Below are 22,576 nucleotides of genomic sequence, written 5' to 3' on the forward strand. Positions count from 1 at the left end.
TCTCGCGTCGGGGCGGTGGTTCCGTAAAGGGTGGGGCCATGACGAACGACCCCGGCACACAGCGCACACCGCGCACACAGCGCGTACCTGACACACCGCGCACACCGTGCACACCGCGCGTACCGCACACACAGCGCGTACCGCACACACCGCGCACGCGGCGCACACGGGTGCGGACGTACGTATGTCCACTTCCCGATACCGGTCGCGGAGAATAGGCGCGTGCGCTACTGCATCCTCGGCACCACCCAGGTACTCCGCGACGACGGCACGGCCGTCGCGCTCGGCGGGGCGCGGCTGCGCGCCCTGCTCACCGTCCTCGCCCTGCGCCCCGGCCGCACCGTCCCGGCCGCCGTGCTCGTCGACGAGGTGTGGGACGGCGACCCGCCGGCCGACGCGGTGGGCGCTCTGCAGGCGCTCGTCGGACGGCTGCGGCGGGCCCTCGGCCATGTGGCGGTCGCCTCGGCGGAGAGCGGCTACAAGCTCGCTGCCGAGCCGGACGCGGTCGATCTGTACCGCTTCGAGCGGCTCGCGGGGGAGGGGGCGCGGGCGCTGGAGGAGGGCGACGCGGCGAAGGCCGTGACCGTGTTCGACGGCGCGCTCGCCCTGTGGCGCGGACCGGCCCTGGCCGATCTGCCCGACCGCGGCGCTCTGGCGGCCCGCTGGGCGACCCGGCGCCTGGACGCCCGCCGCGGCCGGCTCGCCGCGGCCCTCGCGCTCGGCCGGGCGAACGAGGCCCTGCCCGAACTGGCCGCCCTCTGCGCCGAGCACCCGATCGACGAACCGCTCCAGGCCCTGCGGCTGCGGGCACTGCGCGACGCCGGGCGTACGGCGCAGGCGCTGGCCGCGTACGACGAGGTGCGCACCGTGCTCGCCGACCGGCTCGGCACCGACCCCGGACCCGAACTGCGCGCCCTGCACGCCGAGTTGCTCAGCCCGGAACCGGCGGGTCCGGCGGGTCCGCCGGGTGGGGTGGCCCCGGCGGTCGGGGCCGCTGAGGCCACGGAGACCGCCCCGGCCACCCCCGCCACCACGACAACACCTTCCACAACTGCCTACCTGCACCGGCCCCGCACCGCCCCGGCGCAGGGAAACCTCAGGGCCAGGCTCACCAGCTTCGTCGGGCGCGAGGGGGACATCGACGCCCTGCGCGAGGACCTCGCGCACGCCCGGCTGGTCACCCTCCTGGGCCCCGGCGGCGCGGGCAAGACCCGGCTCTCCCAGGAGGCCGCCGAATCCGTCGCCCCCGCCTGGCCGGACGGTGTCTGGCTGGCCGAACTCGCCCCCGTCGACGACCCCGAGGCCGTACCGGAGGCCGTGCTGACCGCCGTCGGCGCCCGCGAGACCGTGCTGCGCGGAGCGGGCGCCGAGGAGCTCCGGGTCGCCGAAGGGAACGCGGGCGACCCCCTCGTACGCCTCACCGAGCACTGCTCCCGGCGCCGCATGCTGCTGCTCCTGGACAACTGCGAACACCTCGTCGGGGCCGCCGCCGCCCTCGCGGACCATCTGCTCGCCCACTGTCCGGAACTCACCGTGCTCGCGACCAGCCGTGAACCCCTCGGGGTGCCGGGCGAGTTCGTCCGCCCCGTCGACCCGCTGCCCGGCCCGATGGCGCTCCGACTGCTCGCCGACCGCGGCGCCGCCGCGCGGCCCGGCTTCCGGATCGACGCCGACGAGGAGACCGCGGCCGCCGCCACCGAGATCTGCCGCCGCCTCGACGGACTGCCGCTCGCCATCGAACTCGCCGCCGCCCGGCTGCGGATGCTCACCCCGCGCCAGATCGCCGACCGGCTCGACGACCGGTTCCGCCTGCTGACCAGCGGGGCCCGTACCGTACTGCCCCGACAGCAGACCCTGCGCGCCGTCGTCGACTGGTCCTGGGACCTTCTCGACGCCGCCGAACGGGCCGTCCTGCGCCGCTTGTCGGTCTTCGCGGGCGGCTGCACCCTGGCCGCCGCCGAGGCCGTCTGTGCCGACGGGCCGCAGGACGCGCGCGAGGTCGCCGGGCTGCTCGGCTCGCTCGTCGACAAGTCCCTCGTCGTCGCCGCGCCCGCCGACGACGGCGAGATGCGCTACCGGCTGCTGGAGACCGTCGGTGAATACGCCGCCGAACACCTCGACGGGGCCGGGGAGCGGGACACCGTGGAGCGCCGCCACCTGGTGTACTTCCGGGAGCTGGCCCGTACCACAGACCCCGAACTGCGCGGCGCCGGACAGCGGTCCGCCATCGACCTCCTCCAGCGCGAGTACGAGAACATCCGCACCGCACTGCGCCGTGCCGTCGCCGCCCGCGACGAGCAGGAGGCGCTCTGCATGGTGCTGTCGCTGTGCTGGTACTGGCAGATGCGCGATCTGCGCACCGACGCCCTGCAGTGGGCCGACGCGACCGCCGCGCTGGGCCCCGACCCCTTCGCGCCGCCCGCCGAGCCCGCGCCGTCCCTCCACGAACGCTGCACCGACGCGCCGCCGCCCATGTCGCCCGACCTGCTCCAGGAGGCGCGGCGCCAGGTCGCCCTGGTCCAGCTGGTCAGCATGGACCACTCCAAGAACGTGTGGGCCGACAAGAAGGGCATGGCCCGGCTGCGCGTCATCGCGGACACCTACCGGGCGGGCCAGCCGCAGACCTGCCGCACTCCCGCGTCGCTCTGGTTCTTCGCGGTCATGCTCACCGGTGAGCCCGGTGATCTGCGGGAGCTGCTGGACGAAACGGTCCGCGCCAGTCGCGAGTACGGCTACGAGTGGGAGCTGGCCGGGGCCCTCCAGATGCGGGCGAACGTGCTGGCCAACCGGGCCGAATGGGCGGGCGACGCGCGGACGGACGCGGACGAGAGCCTGGAGATCTTCAGCCGGCTCGGCGACGACTGGGGCGTCGCCGAAGCGCTCTCCTCCCGGGGCGAGGCCAACGAGAAACGGGGCGACTACGCCCGCGCGGCCGACGACTTCCGGGCGGCCATCGGCTACGCGGAGCGGCTCGGCGCCCAGTCCCAGGTGGCGGTCCTGCGTGCCAGATACGCGTCCGTCCTCACCGAAACGGGCCGGGGCGACGAGGGCGAGAAGATCCTCCGCGAGGTGATCGCCGAGGAGCACGGGACGGGGCACGAGGCGAGGCCCATCGCCCGGCTCCAGCTCGCGCTGTGGCTGGGCCGCAGTGGCCGTACGAGCGAGGCGCGCGGTCAACTCACCTTGTTGCGCGAGGAGTTCCGCTCCGAGACCATGGCGATCTTCGAAGGGTTCGTGATGGGCGGGCTGGCCTGGCTGGACAACGAGGACGGACTGTACGCCGAGGCACTGCCCCGGGGCCTGGAAGCGCTGGCGCGGTCCCACGACCGGCTGTCGCAGATGGTGGCACCCCAGATGTCCGTCATCCATCTCGTCACCCTGGCGCGGGCGCTGGCCGGAATCGGCGGCGAGCGACGGGCCACGCTCGCGGCCCGGCTGCTGGGGGCCGGCCGGGCACTGCTGCCCCGGGGGCATGTGCCGACGTCGATGGAGCGGCACGACTACGCCAGGGCGGAGGAACTGGCCGTCGCCGCCCTCGGCCGGGCCGCCTACGACGCCGCGTACGCCGAGGGCGGCGGCCTCACCCTGGAGGAGGCCACCGCCCTCGTCGACGCGTACCGGGAGTGAACGGCTGCCCGGACCACCGGCCTACCGCGTACGTACCGGCGCCGACCTCCGGCCGGCCGCGTACCGACACCGGCACGGGCACGGGCACGGGCACCGGCACCGACCTCCGGCCGGCCGCGTACCGTACCGGCACCGACCGGCGTCGGACCGCGTCTCAGGACTTCTTGCGGAACTTGGCGACCGCGAGCGGCGCCGCCACCGCGGTGATCACCGCGGCCCAGCCGAGCGTCACCCACACCGAGTGGGCGACCGGGCCGCCCATCATCAGACCGCGCACCGCGTCCGCCAGATTGGACAGCGGGTTGTAATCGGTGAACGTCTGGAGCCAGCCGGGCATCGTCTTGGTCGGGGCGAAGATCGAGGAGCCGAACTGGAGCGGCATCAGCACGAGCATCCCCATTCCCTGAACCGCCTGGGCCGTTTTCATGGCCAGCCCGAGCAGGATGAAGATCCACATGATGGCGGCGCTGAACACCGCCGACAGCGCGACCGCCTCGATCAGTCCGAACACCGAGGTCTGCAGCTCCATGCCGAGCATGAAGCCCATGCCCAGCAGGATCAGCGTGGCGACCATCATCCGGCCGAGCTCGACCGAGATCTTCGCGATGAGGACCGAGGAACGGGCGATCGGCATCGTCCGGAACCGGTCCATGACTCCCTTGCGGAAGTCGTCGTTGACACCGGTGCCGACCGCCATGGCGATGTTCATGCCCATCATCGCCATCAGACCGGGGACCAGATAGTTCAGATAGTCCTGCCGGTCGCCGCCCATGCTGCCGCCGACCGAACCGCCGAACACGTACACGAACAGCAGGGTGAAGACGATCGGCATCAGGAGTACGTCGAACATCGACTCCGGATCCTTCTTGATCTGGAGGACATTGCGCCGCGCCAGCGCCCCGATGTGCCGCAGATTGGCGCGCAGTCCGATCCGGCCCTCGTCGTGGAGGGCCTTCGCCGGTGCGGTCTCGGCGGGGGCGGGCGTCAGAGTCGCTGTGCTCATGCCGCGACCTCCTCGGGGATCGATGCGGCGGCGGAAGCGGACTTCTCGCCGGTGATGGCCAGGAAGACCTCGTCCAGGCTGGGCAGCGCGGTGGCGACATGCGCCAGCGAGAAGCCCCGGGTGCCGAGCAGGCCGATGACGGCGGTCAACTGCTCGTCGCTGAGGATCGGTACGTACAGGAGTCCCTCGTCCGGGACGGCCTGCGCGCCCGAGACCCCGTCCAGACCGGCCTCCCGGATCGCCTGCGCCATCGCGGGCAGTTGCGCCGGGTCCGACGGCCGGATCTGCAGGGTGCGGCCGCCCACCTTGGCCTTCAGCTCGTTCACCCCGCCGCGGGCGATGATCTTGCCCTTGTCGATGACGGTCAGCTCGTTGGCGAGCTGCTCGGCCTCTTCCATGTACTGGGTGGTGAGCAGCACGGTCGCCCCCTCCGCGACCATTCGCTGCACCTCGTCCCAGACCTCGTTACGGGTCCGGGGGTCGAGCCCCGTCGTCGGCTCGTCCAGATAGAGGACGGCCGGGCTGCCGATCATGGAGGCGGCCAGGTCGAGCCGGCGCCGCATGCCGCCGGAGTAGTCCATCGCGGCACGCCGGGCCGCGTCGGTGAGCGAGAACCGCTCCAGGAGTTCGTCGGCCCGGGACCGGGCGGTCTTGCGCGGCAGGTCGAGCAGCCGCCCGATCATGTAGAGGTTCTCCCAGCCGGAGAGCTTCTCGTCGACCGAGGCGTACTGCCCGGTCAGACCGATGGTGCGACGCAGCTGCCGGGGCTGCTTCACCACGTCGTAGCCCGCCACGGTGGCGCGTCCGGCGTCGGGGAGGACCAGGGTGGACAGGCAGCGTACGAGCGTGGTCTTGCCGGCGCCGTTGGGGCCGAGCACACCGAGCACGGTGCCCTCGCGGACATCGAGGTCCACGCCGTCCAGAGCCTTGGTCGAGCCGTAGTGCTTGACCAGCCCCCGGACCTCGACGGCGTTCGTGCCGCTCCTGGGGTTCTTGTCGATTCGCGTCATGCCCACCATGGGACCAGACGCCACCGACAGTCCACCGACAACGGGCCGACAACGGGCCGACAGCCCGCCGATGGGGGATGTCGGCGGGCTGTCGGTGGTGCGGGCAGTGGTCCGTGCCGGGGCCGGTACGGCTGATCCGGCCCCGAGGGGATCAGTGGAAGGTGTGCTCGGGGGCCGGGAAGCTGCCGCCCACGACCTCCTCCGCGAACTCCTTCGCCGCGTCACCCAGCACCTGGCGCAGGTTCGCGTACTGCTTGGTGAAGCGCGGCACCTTGCCGCCGGTCAGCCCGACCATGTCGGTGTGGACCAGCACCTGGGCGTCCGTGTCGGGTCCGGCGCCGATGCCGATGGTCGGGATGTGCAGGGTGCGGGTGACCTCGGCGGCCAGCTCGGCCGGCACGAGCTCCAGGACGACGGCGAACGCGCCCGCGTCCTGCACGGCCTTGGCGTCGCGCAGCATCTGCTGGGCGGCCTCCTCGCCCCGGCCCTGCACCCGGTAGCCCATCGCGTTGACGGACTGCGGGGTCAGACCGATGTGGGCCATGACCGGAATGCCGGCGTCGACCAGCAGCCGGATCTGCTCGTGGCTGCGCTCACCGCCCTCCAGCTTGACCGCACCGACACCGGACTCCTTGACCAGTCGGGTGGCGTTGCGCAGGGCCTGGACGGGCCCCTCCTGGTACGCCCCGAAGGGCAGGTCGCCGACGATCAGGGCGCGCTTGGTGCCCCGTACGACAGCGGCGGAGAGGATGGCGATCTCGTCCATCGTGACGGGCACGGTGGTTTCGTAACCGAGGTGGCAGTTGCCCATGGAGTCGCCGACGAGCATGACCGGGATACCGGCCTCGTCGAAGACGGACGCGGTCATCGCGTCATAGGCGGTGAGCATGGGCCACTTCTCGCCGCGCTCGGTGGCGGCGGCGATGTCATGGATGGAGATACGGCGGGTGCTCTTGCCTCCGTACAGCGCCTTGCTGCTGTCGGTGGGGGCACCCGCGGGGGATGCGGCGGACTTGTTCTGCGCAGCCTGCAGCGACATTGCCAACGGCTCCTTCGTCATCTCGAGGCGCCCTGTCGGCGTCCCCGGACCGGTTCCATGGTGGCATCCCGCGGCCGTCCACGGGAAGTGGGCCCGCGCACGTAGGTGACGTCGGTATTGCGGACAAGCTGGACCCGGCGGGCGCCCCGCTGGTCGCCGTGGCACCGCTGCCATCGGCGAGCATCGAATGGCGGGCGGCGGACGGTGCGGCGAGAGGTGGATCCACGTGCAGGCAGAGGTAGCGGCGCAGAACCGGAATTGCCCGGTCCGGGGTGCGGAACCGCGGAGGGGCCAGCCGCGCAGGGCGGCGGCCGAGCGGGCGATCCTGGACGCCGTCGTCGAACTGCTGGAGCAGCAGCTCGAGTCGTTGCGCCGGCGCGGCCTCGCCCAGCGCTCCTCCGTCCTGCTCCACAACGTCTTCGCGCAGATGAAGAGCCCCCCAAGCTGTGGACCGAGTACCACTGCACCGTCATCGCGCCCCGCCGCGTCGCCATGCTGGCCGCCGTGCGGCGGGCGGTCGACGCGGGCGAGCTGCGCAAAGACCTGGACGTGGAACTGATGGACGACCTGCTTCCTGGGGCCCATGCTCGTACGCACCATCCACCGCCCCGACGCGCCGCTGCCCGAGGACCTCGCGGACCGCATCATCCAGGCCCTGGCGGAGGGCCTCGCCCCCGGGCCCGCCACGGACGGCTGATCCGCAGGCCTCACCGCGGCGGCCGACCGACCGGGTTCATCGTGATGGCTGACCGACCGGGCTCACCGCCGAAGGCCGACCCGACCGGACCCGCCCGAGTGTGATCTTTCTGTCACAAGCCCCGCAGACCGCTCCCGGCCGGAACCCGCCGGACCCCGTCCGTCGTCCTCGTGGCAGTACAGCCGTCGTGGACGGCGGGAATCGCGCCGCCCATCGCCTAGGGTCGAGGGCGCGGCGACACGCAAGGCAAGGCAGTGAGGACAGCGCGATGGTGCAGGCGTACGGACCGGATACCGGGAACGACCGTGCGGAGTCGCAGAGCGCCGGGCCCGGATCCCGCTTCCGGGACCTGCTCGACAGACGGATCCGTGACAAGGGCATCTGGCGGCGCGGAATCGTCCTCGCCTTCTGCGCGGTCCTCCTCACCCTCGTGATGGTCTTCCACGCGGAGATCCCGAACATCATCGGCAACCTGGGCAGCCTCTCCGAGACGTTCCTCCCGTGGATCGGCGTGTTCGTCCCGCTGCTGCTGATCCTGGGCCTGGTACGCCGCTCGGCGACCGCGCTGATCGCCCTGCTGCTGCCGCTCGTGGTCTGGCTCAATCTTTTCGGCGGGCTGATGCTCTCCGACAAGTCGGGCAGCGGCGGGGACCTGACCGTGGCCACCCACAACGTCAACGCCGACAACCCCGACCCCACGGGCACCGCCCGGCAGGTCGCGGGCTCGGGCGCCGACATCATCGCCCTGGAGGAGCTGCCGAGCGACCAGGTGTCGACGTACAAGGCGGCGCTCGCCGACCGCTTCCCGTACCACTCGGTGCAGGGGACCGTCGGCCTGTGGAGCAAGTACCCGATGAGCAGCACCCGGCCGGTCGACATCAAGATGGGCTGGACCCGGGCGATGCGCTCCACGGTGACGACACCCAAGGGCGAGGTCGCCGTCTACGTGGCCCACCTGCCGTCCGTACGCGTCAAGCTGCACGCCGGATTCACCGCCAACCAGCGCGACGACAGCGCCGACGCCCTGGGCGAGGCCATCGCCGACGAACGGCTCGGCAAGGTGATCCTGCTCGGTGACCTCAACGGCACGATGAACGACCGCGCGCTCAACGCGGTCACCTCTCAGATGCGGTCCACCCAGGGCGCGGCCGGCGACGGCTTCGGCTTCAGCTGGCCGGCCTCGTTCCCGATGGCACGGATCGACCAGATCATGGTGAAGGGCGTCGAACCGATGTCGTCGTGGACGCTCCCGAGGACGGACAGCGACCACCTTCCGATCGCCGCGCGCGTGGAGCTGTGACGTAACGGTCCGGCTCCAGTGGGCTCGGACCGTCTGCGGAATCAGACCAAAAGGTATGTCGCCGGTGGTGCGTTCAGAGCGTGACGCAGGCCGGGTGGACTGTGTACTGCGTGACATGGCTGACGCCCGCCGGCGGCAAGTGCGGCGGTTCAACGTGCGCGCCGGCAGGTGCCCCATCCCCATGGGGGTGTGATGTGCGTCACTCCATCCTCAAGGTGAGGGAGGGTGACGGGCTGAATGTAAACCGGTTGGCTCTATTCCGTTTACTTGTGGAGACTTGGTGGAATTGGGGCACCTTGTCACGCGGCTACGCCCGGTCGATGTCGGAGAGGTGTCTACGCAAGGTGAGTGGCGGGCGGTCTTGTGGGGTGAGGTCATTCGGGGCATGCGTGTCAATTCCCAAGCTCCAGGCCCCTGTTGGGGGCGCGTTCGTGAACTGCCGCTATTGACGCCGGGAGTTGGAGTGCCGTTGACTCCATCCCCGCTTGTAACGGTCGTGTGACTCTGGGGTGGGGACTTGTGGAGTTCAGTGCGGGATTTCGGCATGTCCGAAGATGGCGTTTGGGTGGCGTGGCGGTGGCTGCCGCGCTGTCGCTGCTTGTGTTGCCGGTGCCGGAGAGTCACGCGGTCACCGCTGCGTCCGACTCTGCCGGGCTGAGCGAGGGTGGGCGGGCTCTGGCGGAGGCGCAGGCCTCGGGCAGTCGTGTGGAGGTGGTCGGGGAGCGTTCGGAGCGGACGACGGTGTTCGCGAATCCCGACGGTTTCACGTTCACTCTTGAGCAGTCCGTCGTTCCCGTGAGAGTGGCCAAGGGGGAGGGCGATTGGCAGGCGCCGGATGCCACGCTGGAGCGTCGGCCGGACGGGTCCGTGGGTCCGAAGGCCGCGGCGGTGGACATGGTGTTCTCCGGTGGTGGTGACGGTGCGCTCGTGAAGCTGTCCGAGCGGGGGCGGTCGCTCGAGCTGGACTGGCCGACGAAACTTCCGGCACCTCGGATCGATGGTTCGAGCGCGGTCTATGGCGATGTGCTGCCGGATGTGGATCTGATGGTCACGGCGACCGTGGAGAGTTTCCAGCAGGTGCTGGTGGTCAAGACTCCCGAGGCGGCGGCTGCTGCGGAGTTGAAGAAGCTGTCGTTCGGGCTGAAGACGAAGGGGCTTGAGGTCCGTACGGGTGCTGCCGGGAACCTCACCGCGGTGGATGGGAACGGGCAGACGGTCTTCCGTGCGCCGCCGGCCCGGATGTGGGATTCGGCGGGTGCGGCGGCCGCGAGCCCGCCCGTGTCAGTCAAGGGCGGTGCGGTGCGGTCCGCGGTCGAGGATCCGGCCGTAGCGGGCGATGCTGCGGAGGTGTCGTCGTCCGGTACGGGTATCGAGCCGGGCCAGGGGGACAACGTCACCCGCATCGATGTGGAGGTCGCGAAGGATGCCCTCGCTGTCGTTCCGGACGCCGACATGTTGGCGAAGACCGACGAGAAGGCGTTTCCGCTGTTCATCGATCCGACGGTGACGTGGGGGGAGTCGGAGCGGACGCTGCTGCGCTCGGACGGGTATGAGTCCTACGGGTGGGGCAACGATGACGACGGCAAGGGCAGGGGTGTCGGCAAGTGTGGTACCTGGAACGGGTATTACTGCGGGCCGGGGTACGTGCAGCGGCTGTATTTCGAGTTCTCCCCGGCGAGCCTGAAGGGCAAGCAGGTTCTGGACGTGACGTTCCGGCTGACGGAGCCGTGGGCGTTCCAGTGCGATCCGCGGTGGGTGGATCTGGTCCGTACGAACAATATTTCGTCGTCCACGACGTGGTCGTCGAGGCCGAAGGATCTGGATCTGATGGTGGACCGGCATGTGTCTGCCGGGCGGGGTTCGTTGTGTGATCCGGATTCGCCTGACGCTCCGATCGAGTTCAGGGACAACCCGGAGGAGACGAACGAGAATCTGACGCCGACGGTCCGTGATTTCGCTGCGGGGAAGTTCTCGCGGCTGACGCTGATGCTCAAGGCGCATGACGAGGGTGACACCGGGGCGTGGAAGCGGTTCAGGAACGACGCGGTGCTGGCGGTGGATTTCGTCGGGCTGCCGGCCAAGCCGACCGGTATCGGGTTGGTGACCGGTTCGGGCACGGTGTGTGAGACGAAGGAGTCCGATCCGGCGGTTGTTTCCGATCCCACTCCGACACTGACGTCGACTCCGCAGACGGCGTCCGGGGGTGAGAAGGAAGCGCAGTTGCGGGTGGCGATGGACGTGGACAAGAAGGCGGCCGACGGGACGTGGTCGAACGCGTTCGCTGAGATGGAGCGTCCGACGAGTGGTTATGTCGGTGACAACGTGAAGCTCTCGGCGTCGGCTCCGGCTCTCGTGGAGGGCCCGTTGTACCGGTACCGGTCGTGGACGCGTTCGTATTACAACGGGGGGAAGAGTCAGTTGCCGGGTCCGTCGAATGCCTCGACGACCGGTTGGTGTTACTTCAAGGTTGATCCGACTGCTCCGAAGGCCCCGAAGATCGCTTTCGGTACCACGTACACGGAGTGCACCACCAATGCGTGTGCGCCCGGTGGTGGTCCGGGAGTGAAGGATACGTTCACGTTTTCCGCTGCGGCGGGTGACAGCAATGTGGCGTATCAGTACCGGCTTTCGCAGGATGCTGCGTGGTCGGCGGAGCGTCCTGGTGCGACGGTCAAGGAACCGATCACGCCGTCGAAGCCGGGAACGTTCCGGTTGTATGTGCGGGCGAAGGACACGGTCGGCCGGTGGGGTGCGCAGAATCTGGTGGACTTCCTTGTCGCGGCGGGTGAGGGACCGGTCGGGCGGTGGCATTTCGACGAGGCGGACGGGGATGCCAAGGACGCCGCCACGGCTGACGGTGCCGACGATGCCACCCTTGCCACAGGGGCGGTGCGGGACGACCGCGGTCGCCGCGGGCTGATCACACGCGACGCGTCGGGTGATCCGTTGCCGGCCCCGGTCACGGACAAGGGGCTGTCGTTGAACGGCACCACCGGGTATGCGGCGACCAAGGGGCCCGCTCTGGAGACCCGGTCCGCGTACACGGTCTCCAGTTGGGTGCGGCTGGGCAGCAAGGCGTCCCCTGCGATCGTCCTGTCGCAGGACGGCGCGCATTACAGCCCCTTCATCATCTATTACCACCAGCAGCTTGACACCTGGTGTTTCGGCACCAAGGACAAGGACGAGGCCACGGGCAACGTCTACTTCGGGGTCTGCGGGCGTCAGCCGGCACAGCTCAACGCGTGGACACATGTGGCGGGCAGCTATGACCCCGCCACTCAGGAAGTGGTGTTCTACGTCAACGGTGTTTTGCAGGGCAAGAGGATCAACGCGGGTACCTGGCAGGCGGCGGGCGCTCTGCAGATCGGCCGCTACAAGTGGGCCGACACCTACCAGTACTACTTCCCCGGCAGCATCGACGAGGTCGCGGTGTGGCAGCGGGTCCTGTCGTCGGACGAGGTCGTCGACGAGGCGAGACTGCTGACGGCCTCGGGGTACGCGGCCACGGAGCTCGTCGCGGACTGGTTGCCGTCGCGGGGCAGCGGTTCCACGATCGGTGACACGACCTCCGGTTACGGGCGTGATCTGACGCTGAGCGGTGGCGCGTCGGTGGTCGGCGAGGAACTGGTTCTGGACGGTGTGGACGACGCGGCCACGGCGACGGCTCCGCTGGTGGACGACACGGGTTCGTTCACGGTGACCACTTTGGTGTCGCTGGACGAGGCGAAGCTGGCCGCGAAGCCGGTCGGCTACGTCGGACAGGTCCTCGGCCAGCGGACGGCCGACGGTTCGGCGTGGGGGCTGTGGTTCGAGGTCACGGGCCATAAGACCGTGCTGGACGAGGAAACGCTGGAGGAGAGGCAGGTACCGGTCGGGTTCTGGCGCTTCGGGCGGCTGAACGCGGACGGCACGTCCACCTCGGTGGTGTCGGACGAGGAAGCGGCGATCGACTCACCCGTGCGCCTGACCGGCATCTTCGACGCGCAGGACGCGACGGTTTCGCTCCGGGTGGGCTACGTGCTCAACGGCGAGCCGAAGACGTTCACGGCAAAGGCCGGCTCGGGCGAGTTCGCCATCGGCAAGGGGCTCAACGGCGGGGCATGGAAGTACTTCCTGCCCGGCCGCATCGCCGAAGTCCGGGTCTGGGCCGGAGCGATAGTGAGTCAGGAACAGGCCGAGGACCTGGTGAGCGACTAGCGGAAGCCGGGGCGGTCACGACAACGCCGTGCCGCCCCGGCCCGGCTCCCGGCGGCCATTCCGTTGAGGAAATGCCGCGATGACAGACCTCTTCTCAGACATGACTCTTTCGGGTGGGGACAGACGATCATGGCGTTTGGCATAGGCACGTCACGCAGGTTGCTGAGGGTAGTTCAACGCCCGGAGAGCCGTCTCCTGATGGCCTCCCTGGCTCTGGCGCTGACGGTGCCCCTGGGCCTGACTCCGGTGGCCGCGGCACAGTCGGGCGGCCTGGGACGTCCTGAACTGCCCGAGCAGAGGGTCAGCAAGGTCGACAAGGTCACCGGCCTGGGCGCACAAGCGGCCCGAGCCCGGGTGGCGAAGGACCACGAGGCCAACACCGCGCAGGCGAAGAGGGCCAGGAAGGAACAACAGGTCACCTGGCCCGGTCCCGGCACCGCGAAGGTCACGCTCGAACCCGCCGGCCGGGCCGAGGCGAAGCCCGGTGGTCTGCCGCTGACAGTCGCCCCTTCCCGCGCGAAGGGCAGTGCCCCGGGGATCACCGACGTCAAGGTGACCACTCTGGACCGGAAGACCACTGACAGGCTCGGGATCACGGGTGTGGTCCTCACTGCCGAAGCGGACCGGCAGGGCCGGGCCGAAGTGAGCGTCGACTACAGCTCCTTCGCCTCCGCGGTCGGCGGCGGTTGGTCAGGGAGGCTGCGCCTGGTGCAGCTGCCGGACTGTGCGCTGACGACTCCGGAGAAGGGGGAGTGCCGTACCCAGACTCCGCTGGATTCGCGGAATGACGCGAAGAAGCGCACGGTCACCGCTCAGGTTCCCCTCACCGGGAGTTCTGCCGAGCCTGCGGCGGTCCGGCCCGACCGGGCCGCCGCGGGTACGCAGGTTCTCGCGCTCACCGCGACGGCGGCCGGCGCCGGTGAGTCCCCCAAGGGCAGCGGCGACTACAGCGCCACCGGACTGTCGGAGTCCTCCTCATGGCAGGCGGGCGCGAGTTCGGGCGCCTTCGGCTGGTCGTACGGATTCGGTCTGCCGCCCGCAGCCGCCGGCTCCGCCCCGTCCTTGGCGCTCTCCTACGACTCGGGGAGCATCGACGGGCGAACGGCGACGACGAACAACCAGGGCACCTCGGTCGGTGAAGGCTTCTCGATGACCGAGTCGTACATCGAGCGCACCTACGGCAGCTGTGACGACGACGGGCATGACGATGTCTTCGAACAGTGCTGGAAGTACGACAACGCGCGCCTGGTGCTGAACGGCACGGCGTCCCGCCTGGTCAAGGATGACGCGTCCGGCGAGTGGAGGCTCGAAGGAGACGACGCCTCGCAGGTGACGAGGTCAACAGGCGCGGACAACGGGGACAACGACGGTGAGCACTGGACCGTCGTCCAGGGAGACGGCACGAAGTACGTGTTCGGCCTCGACAAACTCGACGGCGCGGGTACCGAGCGCACCAACTCCACCTGGACCGTGCCCGTATACGGTGACGACAGCGGGGAGCCCGGCTACGACAAGGGCAGCTCGTTCGAGAACCGTTCGCTCACGCAGGCGTGGCGGTGGAACCTGGACTACACGGTCGACACTCACGGCAACGCCGCGACGTACTGGTACTCCAAGGATTCGAACTACTACAAGAAGAGCGAAGCGACCAAAGCCGAAACGCCCTACACCCGCGGCGGGTACCTGAAGGAAATCAAGTACGGACTGCGCAAGGACGCACTGTTCACCGACGACGCGGACGCCAGGGTCACCCTCGACTACGCCGAGCGCTGCACCGCATCGGACTGCTCCAGCCTGAACAAGGACACCTCCGACAACTGGCCGGACGTTCCCTTCGACGCGATCTGCGCCAAGGATGCCGACGAGTGCCTGGCGGAGGGTCCCTCGTTCTTCTCCCGTAAGCGACTGACCGGTGTCAGCACCTTCTCCTGGTCGGCCGCTGCGAAGAAGTACGAGCCGGTGGACTCCTGGGACTTCACTCAGGAGTTCCTGGACGGCGGGGACATCGGGGACACGTCCGATCAGGTCCTGACCCTGAAGTCGATCAAGCGCACCGGCCTGACCGGCACTGCCATCGACCTCGACCCCGTGTCCTTCACGTATCAGATGCGGCCGAACCGGGTGGACGGCACCGACGACATCCTGCCGCTGACCAGGCCGCGCATATCGACCATCACTTCCGAGACCGGTGCGATCACCACGGTGACGCTGTCGAGCCCCGAATGCACGCGCAGCCAGGTCATCGGGTCGGAAGAGGACTCCAACACCCGCTCCTGCTATCCGCAGTTCTGGAACATCAACGGCGCCGCGGAGGCGTCGGTCGACTGGTTCCAGAAGTACCGGGTTCTGGCAGTCACCGTTTCCGATCCCGCGGGCCAGAACGACACGGTCGAGAACGAGTACGCGTACAGCGGTGCCGCCTGGCATTACAACGACGAGCCGTTCACGCCCAAGGAGGAGCGGACCTGGTCCGATTGGCGCGGCTATCGTCAGGTCACCGTCTACAGCGGGGCGAAGGACACCACGCGCTCCAAGACGGTTTCGGTGTACCTGCAAGGCATGGACGGAGACAAGAAGAAGGACGGCACCACCCGCGCCGTCACGGTTCCCGCCCTGACCACTCCGGTGCTCGGCATCCCGGAATTCAAGGACGCCGACCAGTACGCCGGCCAGCTGCGGCAGAGTGTCACCTACGACGGTGCCACTCCCATCTCGGCCGCCATGAACGTCCCATGGTCCAAGGAGACCGCTCGCCAGGCCGCACCGGGCGCGGGCGACCACGTGGCGCGCTACGTCCGTACCGGAGCGTCGACGAATTACACCTACCTGACCGTGCCGAAGACCTGGCGCTCCACAGGCACCGCCAGTTCCTTCGACGACTACGGCATGCCCAAGACCACCTCCGACCACGGAGACATGGCGAAGTCCGGAGACGAGACCTGCACGCGCTACTGGTACGCCCGCAACGACGCGGCCGGGCTGACCGGCCTCGTTTCCCGTACCCGCACGGTGGCCAAGACCTGCACGGTCACCGAGGCCGCCCTCAGTCTTCCCACGAACAGTGACACACGCGGTGACGTACTGTCCGACACCGCAACGGTCTACGACACCGCCACCGTCACCGGCTGGGCACCGGACCAGAAGCCGACCAAGGGAGCCATCACCTGGACGGGCCGCGCCATCGGGTACCCGGCCACGGCGACCGGCGGCGAGCGCAATCCCACCGGCTGGCAGAGGATCGCCGCGACGACCTATGACACCCTTGGCCGGCCGAGGACCGTCACCGACGTCCAGAACAATGTGTCCGACACCGCGTACACACCCACGGATGCGGGTCCGCTGACCAAGACGGTCCTCACCAACGCCAAGGGCCACAAGGTGGTCGCCTTCCTCGATCCGCGCCGTGGCCTTCCCGAGCGCACCTATGACGCCAACTTGAACAAGACGGAACAGGCATACGACGGCCTGGGACGGCTGACGGACGTCTGGGCGCCCAACCGCATCCGTGGCAGCCAGAGCCCCAATTCCACTTTTGCCTATCACCTGAGCAGGACCAAGCCGTCCTCGGTGGCCACGTCGACCATCAAGGCCGACGGCGAAACGTACAACACCAGCTACGCGGTGTACGACGCGCTGCTGAGACCCCTTCAGACCCAGTCCCCGACCCCGCTCGGCGGGCGACTGCTGACCGACACCCGCTACGACAGCCGTGGCATGGCGTACGAAACGTACGCTGACATCTTCGACGACAAGTCCACCCCGCAAGGGGACTACACCCGGGCCGAATACGGCGAGGCGCCTACGCAGAACGAGACGGTGTTCGACGGCGCCGGACGGCCGACGGCGAACACCCTCTACGCCTTCGGCGTCAAGAAGTGGACCACCGCGACGAGCTACACCGGTGATTCGACGGCCACCTCCGCGGTGCAGGGCGGAACCGCGACCCGCACCATCACCGACCCACGCGGACGCGCCGTGGAGATGCGTGAGTACGCCGGTCAGAAGCCGGACGACACGGGCTTCGGCAGCACACTCGGAGTCCCGTACACCTACACCAGAACCGCCTACACGCCGGACGGCCAGCGGAGCCTGATCACCAGTGGCCAGGACGGCTCGCAGTGGGGTTACACCTACGACCTCTTCGGCCGGCAGGTGAGCGCGGAAGACCCGGACGCGGGGCGGAGCGTGACCGCGTACAACAACCTCGATCAGGCCGTGCAGGTGACGGATCGCGAGAGATCCGTTCTGACCAGCTACGACCAGCTCGGCCGCGTCGACAGCACCTGGGCGGGCGAGAAGACCGACGCCAACCTGCTGACCAGCCGCGAGTACGACACCGTCGCAAAGGGGCAGCTGAGCTCCTCCACCCGCTACACCGGTGGTCTGAACGGAGCTCGGTACACGAAGGCCGTCACCGTCTACGACAGCCTCAACCGCGCCACCGACACCCGGATCCAACTCCCGGACTCCGACCCGCTGGTGAAGGCCGGTGTGCCGGCCACCCTGGACTTCTCCAGCTATTACCGCATCGACGGAACACTGCAGAACAGCACCGAGCCCGCGGTCGGGGGTCTGGCCAAGGAAACCGTCGAGCGACGGTACAACGGTCTCGGCCAGACAACCTCCGTCGTCGGAGCCACCGGCTACCTCCAGGCCGTCGACTACTCCGCCCTCGGTCAGGTGCAGCAACTGGCGCTGGGCACCGGCGGTACCGGCGCCAAGAACGCCTACATCACGAACACCTACGAAGAAGGAACGGGCCGGCTCACCCGCAGTCATGTCACGGACCAGACCCACCCGTACATGCTCCAGGACCTCAACTACACCCAGGACGACGCCGGGAACATGATGTCGATCTCCGACGGCGCCACCCTCGGAGGCACGGGCAAGGCAGACAACCAGTGCTTCGTCTACGACGCCCACCGGCGCCTCACCGAAGCCTGGACCCCGCAGACCGCGGACTGCGCCGAAACCGGCCGCACCACGGCCAACATCAGCGGCGCCGCGCCCTACTGGACCGGTTACAGCTACACCGCATCGGGGCAGCGCGACACGGAGACGGCCCACGCCACTTCGGTGAACGCGTCGACAGCCGAGACCAAGTACGAGTACGGCACCGCGAAGGGCCAGCCCCACCCCCTGAGCAGGACCATGGGCGCGAGGACCAGCACCTACAGCTACGACGACACTGGCAACACCACCAAGCGACCCGGCGTCCAGGCCGCCCAGACCCTGGTCTGGGACAGTGAGGGCAATCTCAGCGGTACTACGGAACCCGCGGTCGGGTCGAAACCGGCCCTCGACACCGGTTACCTCTACGACGCCGACGGCGAACTCCTGGTCCGCCGGGCAGCCGTCGACGGTGACACGGTCCTCTACCTCGGTTCGACCGAAATTCGCCTCACCACGAAGGGGGCCACCAAGTCCCTTTCCGGAACCCGCTACTACAGTGCCGTCGGCCAGACCCTCGCCGTCCGAACGGCCACCGCCGGAACCACGGGCACCAAGCTCAGCTTCCTCGTGGCCGACCATCACGGCACATCCAGCCTCGCCATCGAGGCCGGCACACAGGCGGTCACGAAGCGCTACAGCACCCCCTTCGGGGCGCCCAGGGGCGACGGACCGACGACCGACTGGCCCGATGACAAGGCGTTTCTCGGCAAGCCCTCCGATGTCACCACGGGCCTCACGCACATCGGCGCCCGGGAGTACGACACAGGAATCGGTCAGTTCATCAGCGTCGACCCCGTCCTGAGCATCGAACAGCACCAGTCGCTCAACGGCTACACCTACGCCAACCAGAGCCCCGCCACCTACAGCGACCCGACGGGCCTCGCGTGCTACGGCGGCAACCACTCCGCCAGCTGCAACCCCACCGGCCAGGGAGGCAACGCCCCTCCTCCCCCTCCTACAGGTTGCTACGCGGGCAACATGTCCGCCAGCTGTGACGGCTACAGCGGCAACAACATGGGTACCGGTGGCCACGGCGGTGGTACGGCAAGGGGAACGAATGCTACTGGCGGAACGGCGTCTGCAGGCGGCAGAGGGTTGATGGGACCCTCCGACCCAGGAAACAGTGACATTTGGAACTACCAATGGTCACCGAGTGGCGCAATGTGGACCAATTTCACTGAGCTCTCGTCCGAACAGCGGAGACTCAAGTCTGCGATGTGCATGTCTGACCCCATATTGCTTGCGTGCACCGCGTCGGTCGACAGCACGGGGAGCGCGAATATCACCGTGCAGACTGCTCTCGTCATGTGGATGTCAGGCATGGCCTCGGAGAAGATGGTGTATGGGGACGGGAGTATCATTGCCGGACTCATGGCGAGGACGCCTGAAGCGCAGAGCGCCCGTACAGTTGCGGTGCGAAAGTGGCTGAAATCTGGAGATTCCGACCTCGGATCGGTCGGTGACCCGTATTCACTCGGATCGATGTCCAAAATGGCGGTCGCGAAGCAAGTCACCCGTGATATCGGTAGTGTCGCGGGAGGGCTTCAGGATCCGAACTCTGTGAAGGTCTTGCTCGGATCCTTCCAGATAACAGGTAAAGTACTTGCCTCGTCCAAGCGTGGAGTGCAGGTGAGGTTCACGGTCGACGAGGACTCTACGATTTCATCGGCTGCTCACATAGTGACCGGGTACGGCACCGCCGCGAGCAAGGCCGTGTCGAGGTTCGACGGCGGAATCGCTGGAGCGATGCATCCTGTGAACCAGGTTGTGACGTGGCGCGAGACCTTTGTCTACGGGCCATGAAAAGGAGAAGGTTGTCTGTGTGCCGCGGCAGATCGAATGCTCGTTTCAAGCGACGCGCTTTGTCCGTGTGGCTGCTCGGCCTATTGCTCTCCGTCTCCGCCATGGGATGTGGTGAAAACCAGGGTGAACTGAAGAAAGCAAGTCGTGTGGTCGACGGCGATCTGTTCGGTCACTGGGAGAGTCGGAGCGGGTCTTCTCTCGTCCTGCGGGCGGACGGAAAATTTTCCGCGAAAAGTCTCCACACCGACTACGTGGAAGGTGCGGGCATAAAGGTCGTCTCCGAAGAAACGGTAGAAGGTGCCGGGGCATGGACTCTCGGGGACTACGGGGCCGGACCCGAAGTGGACCTGAGATTTGTTGGTGGCGGAAGCGTGACGCTGCGCGTGGCCACCCTTGACGGGGACAAGGTCATCTGGGCGTGGGTGGGTGACGGTGACCAATCCGTTTTGGAAAAGCAGGATTCATGAAAATGGCCTGCCTCGTCGCGCCTTGCGCCGCCTCGGCTACGGTATTCGGTCCTTGCCTGCAAAGGCTTTGACGTTGCCACGGTATTGGGTGGTGGGGATGTCCGATGAGGAGAGCACAGTGCTGTTGCGTTCAGTGCCTCACCCCCGGTCGGTGCGGCTCCAGCCACCACGACCGCGGCGACGGCCGGGGCCATCATGGCCGTCGATATGCACAGGTTCTCCAGGCCACCGGGTTGCGCCCGGCCGTCGGTGCGTCGGAACCCTCTTGATCAGCAGGGGGACATGGCCGGCCACATGCCTGAACAGGCGAGGCCCAGATACACGAGCAGGCCTCGGATTCGGGTATGCGGAGGGAGGGCCCTCGGTATGGTGACGGTCACACCGACGACGCAAGGAGCGTCCGTGACGGGTCGGAAGGAAGCCCGCTCCCGTCCTGCGGTGGAGCCCGTTCGTGCCATGGGGTGGAGCCCGCTCCACCCCATGGCCGGGCCCCGCCGTCCCGGGATACGCACCGTGGCTTGCGCGCGGGCGGCCGACGGCGCGTGTGGCGGACAGCGGGCGGCCGACGGATCAGGCGCCGACCGGCCGCGGGGCCGGCCGACGCCAGGGCCCGCCGACCGCCACCGGGCCGACCGGCCACCGCTTCGACCGGCCGCCGGGTCCGCCACCCCGACGCTCACCCCGACTCGCGCCACCGATTGGTGATCGGCAGCCGCCGGTCCTTGCCGAAGCCCTTCGGGGAGATCTTCGTGCCCGGCGGGTACTGCCGCCGCTTGTACTCCGCCGTGTCCACCATCCGCAGCGTCTTCGCCACCAGCGCCGCGTCGAACCCGGCCGCGACGATCTCGTCCAGCCCCTGGTCCCGGTCCACGTACAGCTCCAGGATCCGGTCCAGTACGTCGTAGTCGGGCAGCGAGTCCGTGTCGACCTGTCCCGGGCGCAGCTCGGCGCTGGGCGGCTTGGTGATGGACGCCTCCGGGATCGGCGGGGTCTGCCCGCGCTCCTCGGCGGCGCGGTTGCGCCACTTCGCGAGGCGGAAGATCGACGTCTTGTAGACGTCCTTGATCGGCCCGTACGCCCCGACCGAGTCGCCGTACAGCGTCGAGTAGCCGACCGCCAGCTCGGACTTGTTGCCCGGGGCGAGGACGATCTGGCCCTCCTGGTTGGAGACGGCCATCAGCATCGTGCCGCGCAGCCGCGACTGGAGGTTCTCCTCGGCGAGGCCGGTGAGCCCCAGCGAGCCCATGTACGCGTCGAACATCGGCTCGATCGGTACGGTGCGGAAGTTCAGCCCGGTACGGCGGGCCAGCTCGGCCGCGTCGCCCTTGGAGTGGTCCGAGGAGTACTTCGACGGCATCGAGATGCCGTACACGTTCTGCGCCCCCAGCGCGTCGCAGGCGATGGCCGCGACCAGCGCCGAGTCGATCCCGCCGGAGAGCCCGACCAGCACACTGCTGAAGCCGTTCTTGGCGGCGTACGCGCGCAGGCCCACGACCAGCGCCGAGTACAGCTCCTCGTCGTCGTCGAGCCGCTCCGCGTAACCGCCGGCCAGCTCCGCCTCGTACGCCGCCAGGGGCTCCTCGGAGAGCACCACGCGGTCGATCCGCAGCCCGTCGTTCACGACACCGGACGGGGCCACGGCCGAGGCGGCCGGCAGGTCCAGGTCGAGTACGACGCAGCCCTCGGCGAACTGCGGGGCGCGGGCGATCACTTCGCCGTCCCGGTCGACGACGATCGAGTCGCCGTCGAAGACCAGCTCGTCCTGACCGCCGATCATCGCCAGGTACGCGGTGGTGCAGCCGGCCTCCTGGGCGCGCTTGCGGACCAGTTCGAGCCGGGTGTCGTCCTTGTCCCGCTCGTACGGCGAGGCGTTGATCGACAGCAGCAGCCCGGCACCGGCCGCCCGCGCGGCCGGCACCCGGCCGCCGTCCTGCCAGAGGTCCTCGCAGATCGCGAGTGCCACGTCGACGCCGTGGACCCGGACGACCGGCATCGAGTCGCCCGGTACGAAGTACCGGAACTCGTCGAACACGCCGTAATTGGGGAGGTGGTGCTTGGCGAAGGTCAGCGCGACCTGCCCGCGGTGCAGCACCGCGGCCGCGTTCTGCGGGGCGCCGGCGGGCTGTCCGTAGCGCGGCTGGGCCGTCCCGGAACGGTCGAGGAAGCCGACGACGACCGGCAGCTCCCCGAAGCCCTCCGCGTCGAGACGGGCGGCGAGCGCGCGCAGCGCCTGACGCGAGGCCTCGACGAAGGACGGCCGCAGGGCCAGGTCCTCGACGGGATAGCCGGTCAGCATCATCTCGGGGAACGCCACCAGATGGGCGCCCTGTTCGGCGGAGTGCCGGGTCCAGTGGACGATCGCCTCGGCGTTGCCGGGGAGATCACCGACGGTCGAGTCGATCTGATTCAGTGCGAGGCGTAGTTGAGGCACGCGGCCCAGTGTAATCGTCTGACTGACGCGATGTCCTGGCGGGCCGCGC

The 22,576-nt window shown here is 68.8% G+C and carries 9 protein-coding genes and 1 pseudogene; 6 read left to right on the top strand and 4 right to left on the bottom strand.

Annotated features, from left to right (window positions below; all coding sequences use genetic code 11):
- Positions 1–222: 222 nt before the first annotated feature.
- A complete protein-coding gene (locus ACFVV1_RS16305; RefSeq protein WP_389989858.1) occupies positions 223–3,627 on the top strand; it encodes a BTAD domain-containing putative transcriptional regulator in 3,405 nt (1,134 codons plus the stop codon).
- A gap of 154 nt (positions 3,628–3,781) precedes the next feature.
- Here ACFVV1_RS16305 and ACFVV1_RS16310 read toward each other — a convergent pair whose 3' ends face one another.
- The 3 genes from ACFVV1_RS16310 to panB form a co-directional block, all read right to left on the bottom strand.
- Positions 3,782–4,630: an ABC transporter permease gene (locus ACFVV1_RS16310; RefSeq protein ID WP_389989859.1), complete on the bottom strand. Its 849-nt coding sequence runs from the start codon at positions 4,628–4,630 to the stop codon at positions 3,782–3,784.
- The gene (locus ACFVV1_RS16315; RefSeq protein WP_389989924.1) at positions 4,627–5,649 is read right to left on the bottom strand and encodes an ATP-binding cassette domain-containing protein; all 1,023 of its coding nucleotides are present in this window, start codon (positions 5,647–5,649) and stop codon (positions 4,627–4,629) included. The genes ACFVV1_RS16310 and ACFVV1_RS16315 overlap by 4 nt, the downstream gene beginning before the upstream one ends.
- 142 nt (positions 5,650–5,791) lie before the next feature.
- Entirely contained in the window at positions 5,792–6,679 is an 888-nt protein-coding gene (gene panB, locus ACFVV1_RS16320) for a 3-methyl-2-oxobutanoate hydroxymethyltransferase (RefSeq protein WP_389989860.1), read from the bottom strand.
- Between the two features lie 187 nt (positions 6,680–6,866).
- Here panB and ACFVV1_RS16325 point away from each other — a divergent pair.
- The 5 genes and pseudogenes from ACFVV1_RS16325 to ACFVV1_RS16345 all read left to right on the top strand — a co-directional run bounded on the left by ACFVV1_RS16325 (position 6,867) and on the right by ACFVV1_RS16345 (position 20,096).
- Positions 6,867–7,376 (top strand): annotated as a pseudogene (locus ACFVV1_RS16325) (TetR-like C-terminal domain-containing protein).
- Positions 7,377–7,644: 268 nt separating this feature from the next.
- Complete coding sequence (locus ACFVV1_RS16330; RefSeq protein WP_389989861.1) at positions 7,645–8,676, top strand: endonuclease/exonuclease/phosphatase family protein; 1,032 nt, start codon at positions 7,645–7,647, stop codon at positions 8,674–8,676.
- A gap of 570 nt (positions 8,677–9,246) precedes the next feature.
- Positions 9,247–12,873, top strand: coding sequence for a LamG-like jellyroll fold domain-containing protein (locus ACFVV1_RS16335; RefSeq protein WP_389989862.1), 3,627 nt, complete (start codon positions 9,247–9,249; stop codon positions 12,871–12,873).
- A gap of 198 nt (positions 12,874–13,071) precedes the next feature.
- Positions 13,072–19,629: an RHS repeat-associated core domain-containing protein gene (locus tag ACFVV1_RS16340; RefSeq protein WP_389989863.1), complete on the top strand. Its 6,558-nt coding sequence runs from the start codon at positions 13,072–13,074 to the stop codon at positions 19,627–19,629.
- 65 nt (positions 19,630–19,694) lie between these two features.
- The gene (locus ACFVV1_RS16345; protein ID WP_389989864.1) at positions 19,695–20,096 is read left to right on the top strand and encodes a hypothetical protein; all 402 of its coding nucleotides are present in this window, start codon (positions 19,695–19,697) and stop codon (positions 20,094–20,096) included.
- Between the two features lie 676 nt (positions 20,097–20,772).
- Here the strand turns inward: ACFVV1_RS16345 and ACFVV1_RS16350 are convergent.
- Positions 20,773–22,527 carry an NAD+ synthase gene (locus tag ACFVV1_RS16350; RefSeq protein ID WP_389989865.1) on the bottom strand — a complete coding sequence of 585 codons (1,755 nt, stop codon included), beginning with the start codon at positions 22,525–22,527 and terminating at the stop codon, positions 20,773–20,775.
- Positions 22,528–22,576 lie beyond the last annotated feature (49 nt).

This window comes from Streptomyces sp. NPDC058092 (assembly GCF_042884935.1).
Lineage (GTDB): Bacteria > Actinomycetota > Actinomycetes > Streptomycetales > Streptomycetaceae > Streptomyces.

Coding starts and splice junctions, on each gene's coding strand:
- ACFVV1_RS16315 (WP_389989924.1), bottom strand. CDS start 5,649: ATGGTGGGCATGACGCGAATCGACAAGAACCCCAGGAGCGGCACGAAC.
- ACFVV1_RS16310 (WP_389989859.1), bottom strand. CDS start 4,630: ATGAGCACAGCGACTCTGACGCCCGCCCCCGCCGAGACCGCACCGGCG.
- panB (WP_389989860.1), bottom strand. CDS start 6,679: ATGTCGCTGCAGGCTGCGCAGAACAAGTCCGCCGCATCCCCCGCGGGT.
- ACFVV1_RS16340 (WP_389989863.1), top strand. CDS start 13,072: ATGGCCTCCCTGGCTCTGGCGCTGACGGTGCCCCTGGGCCTGACTCCG.
- ACFVV1_RS16330 (WP_389989861.1), top strand. CDS start 7,645: ATGGTGCAGGCGTACGGACCGGATACCGGGAACGACCGTGCGGAGTCG.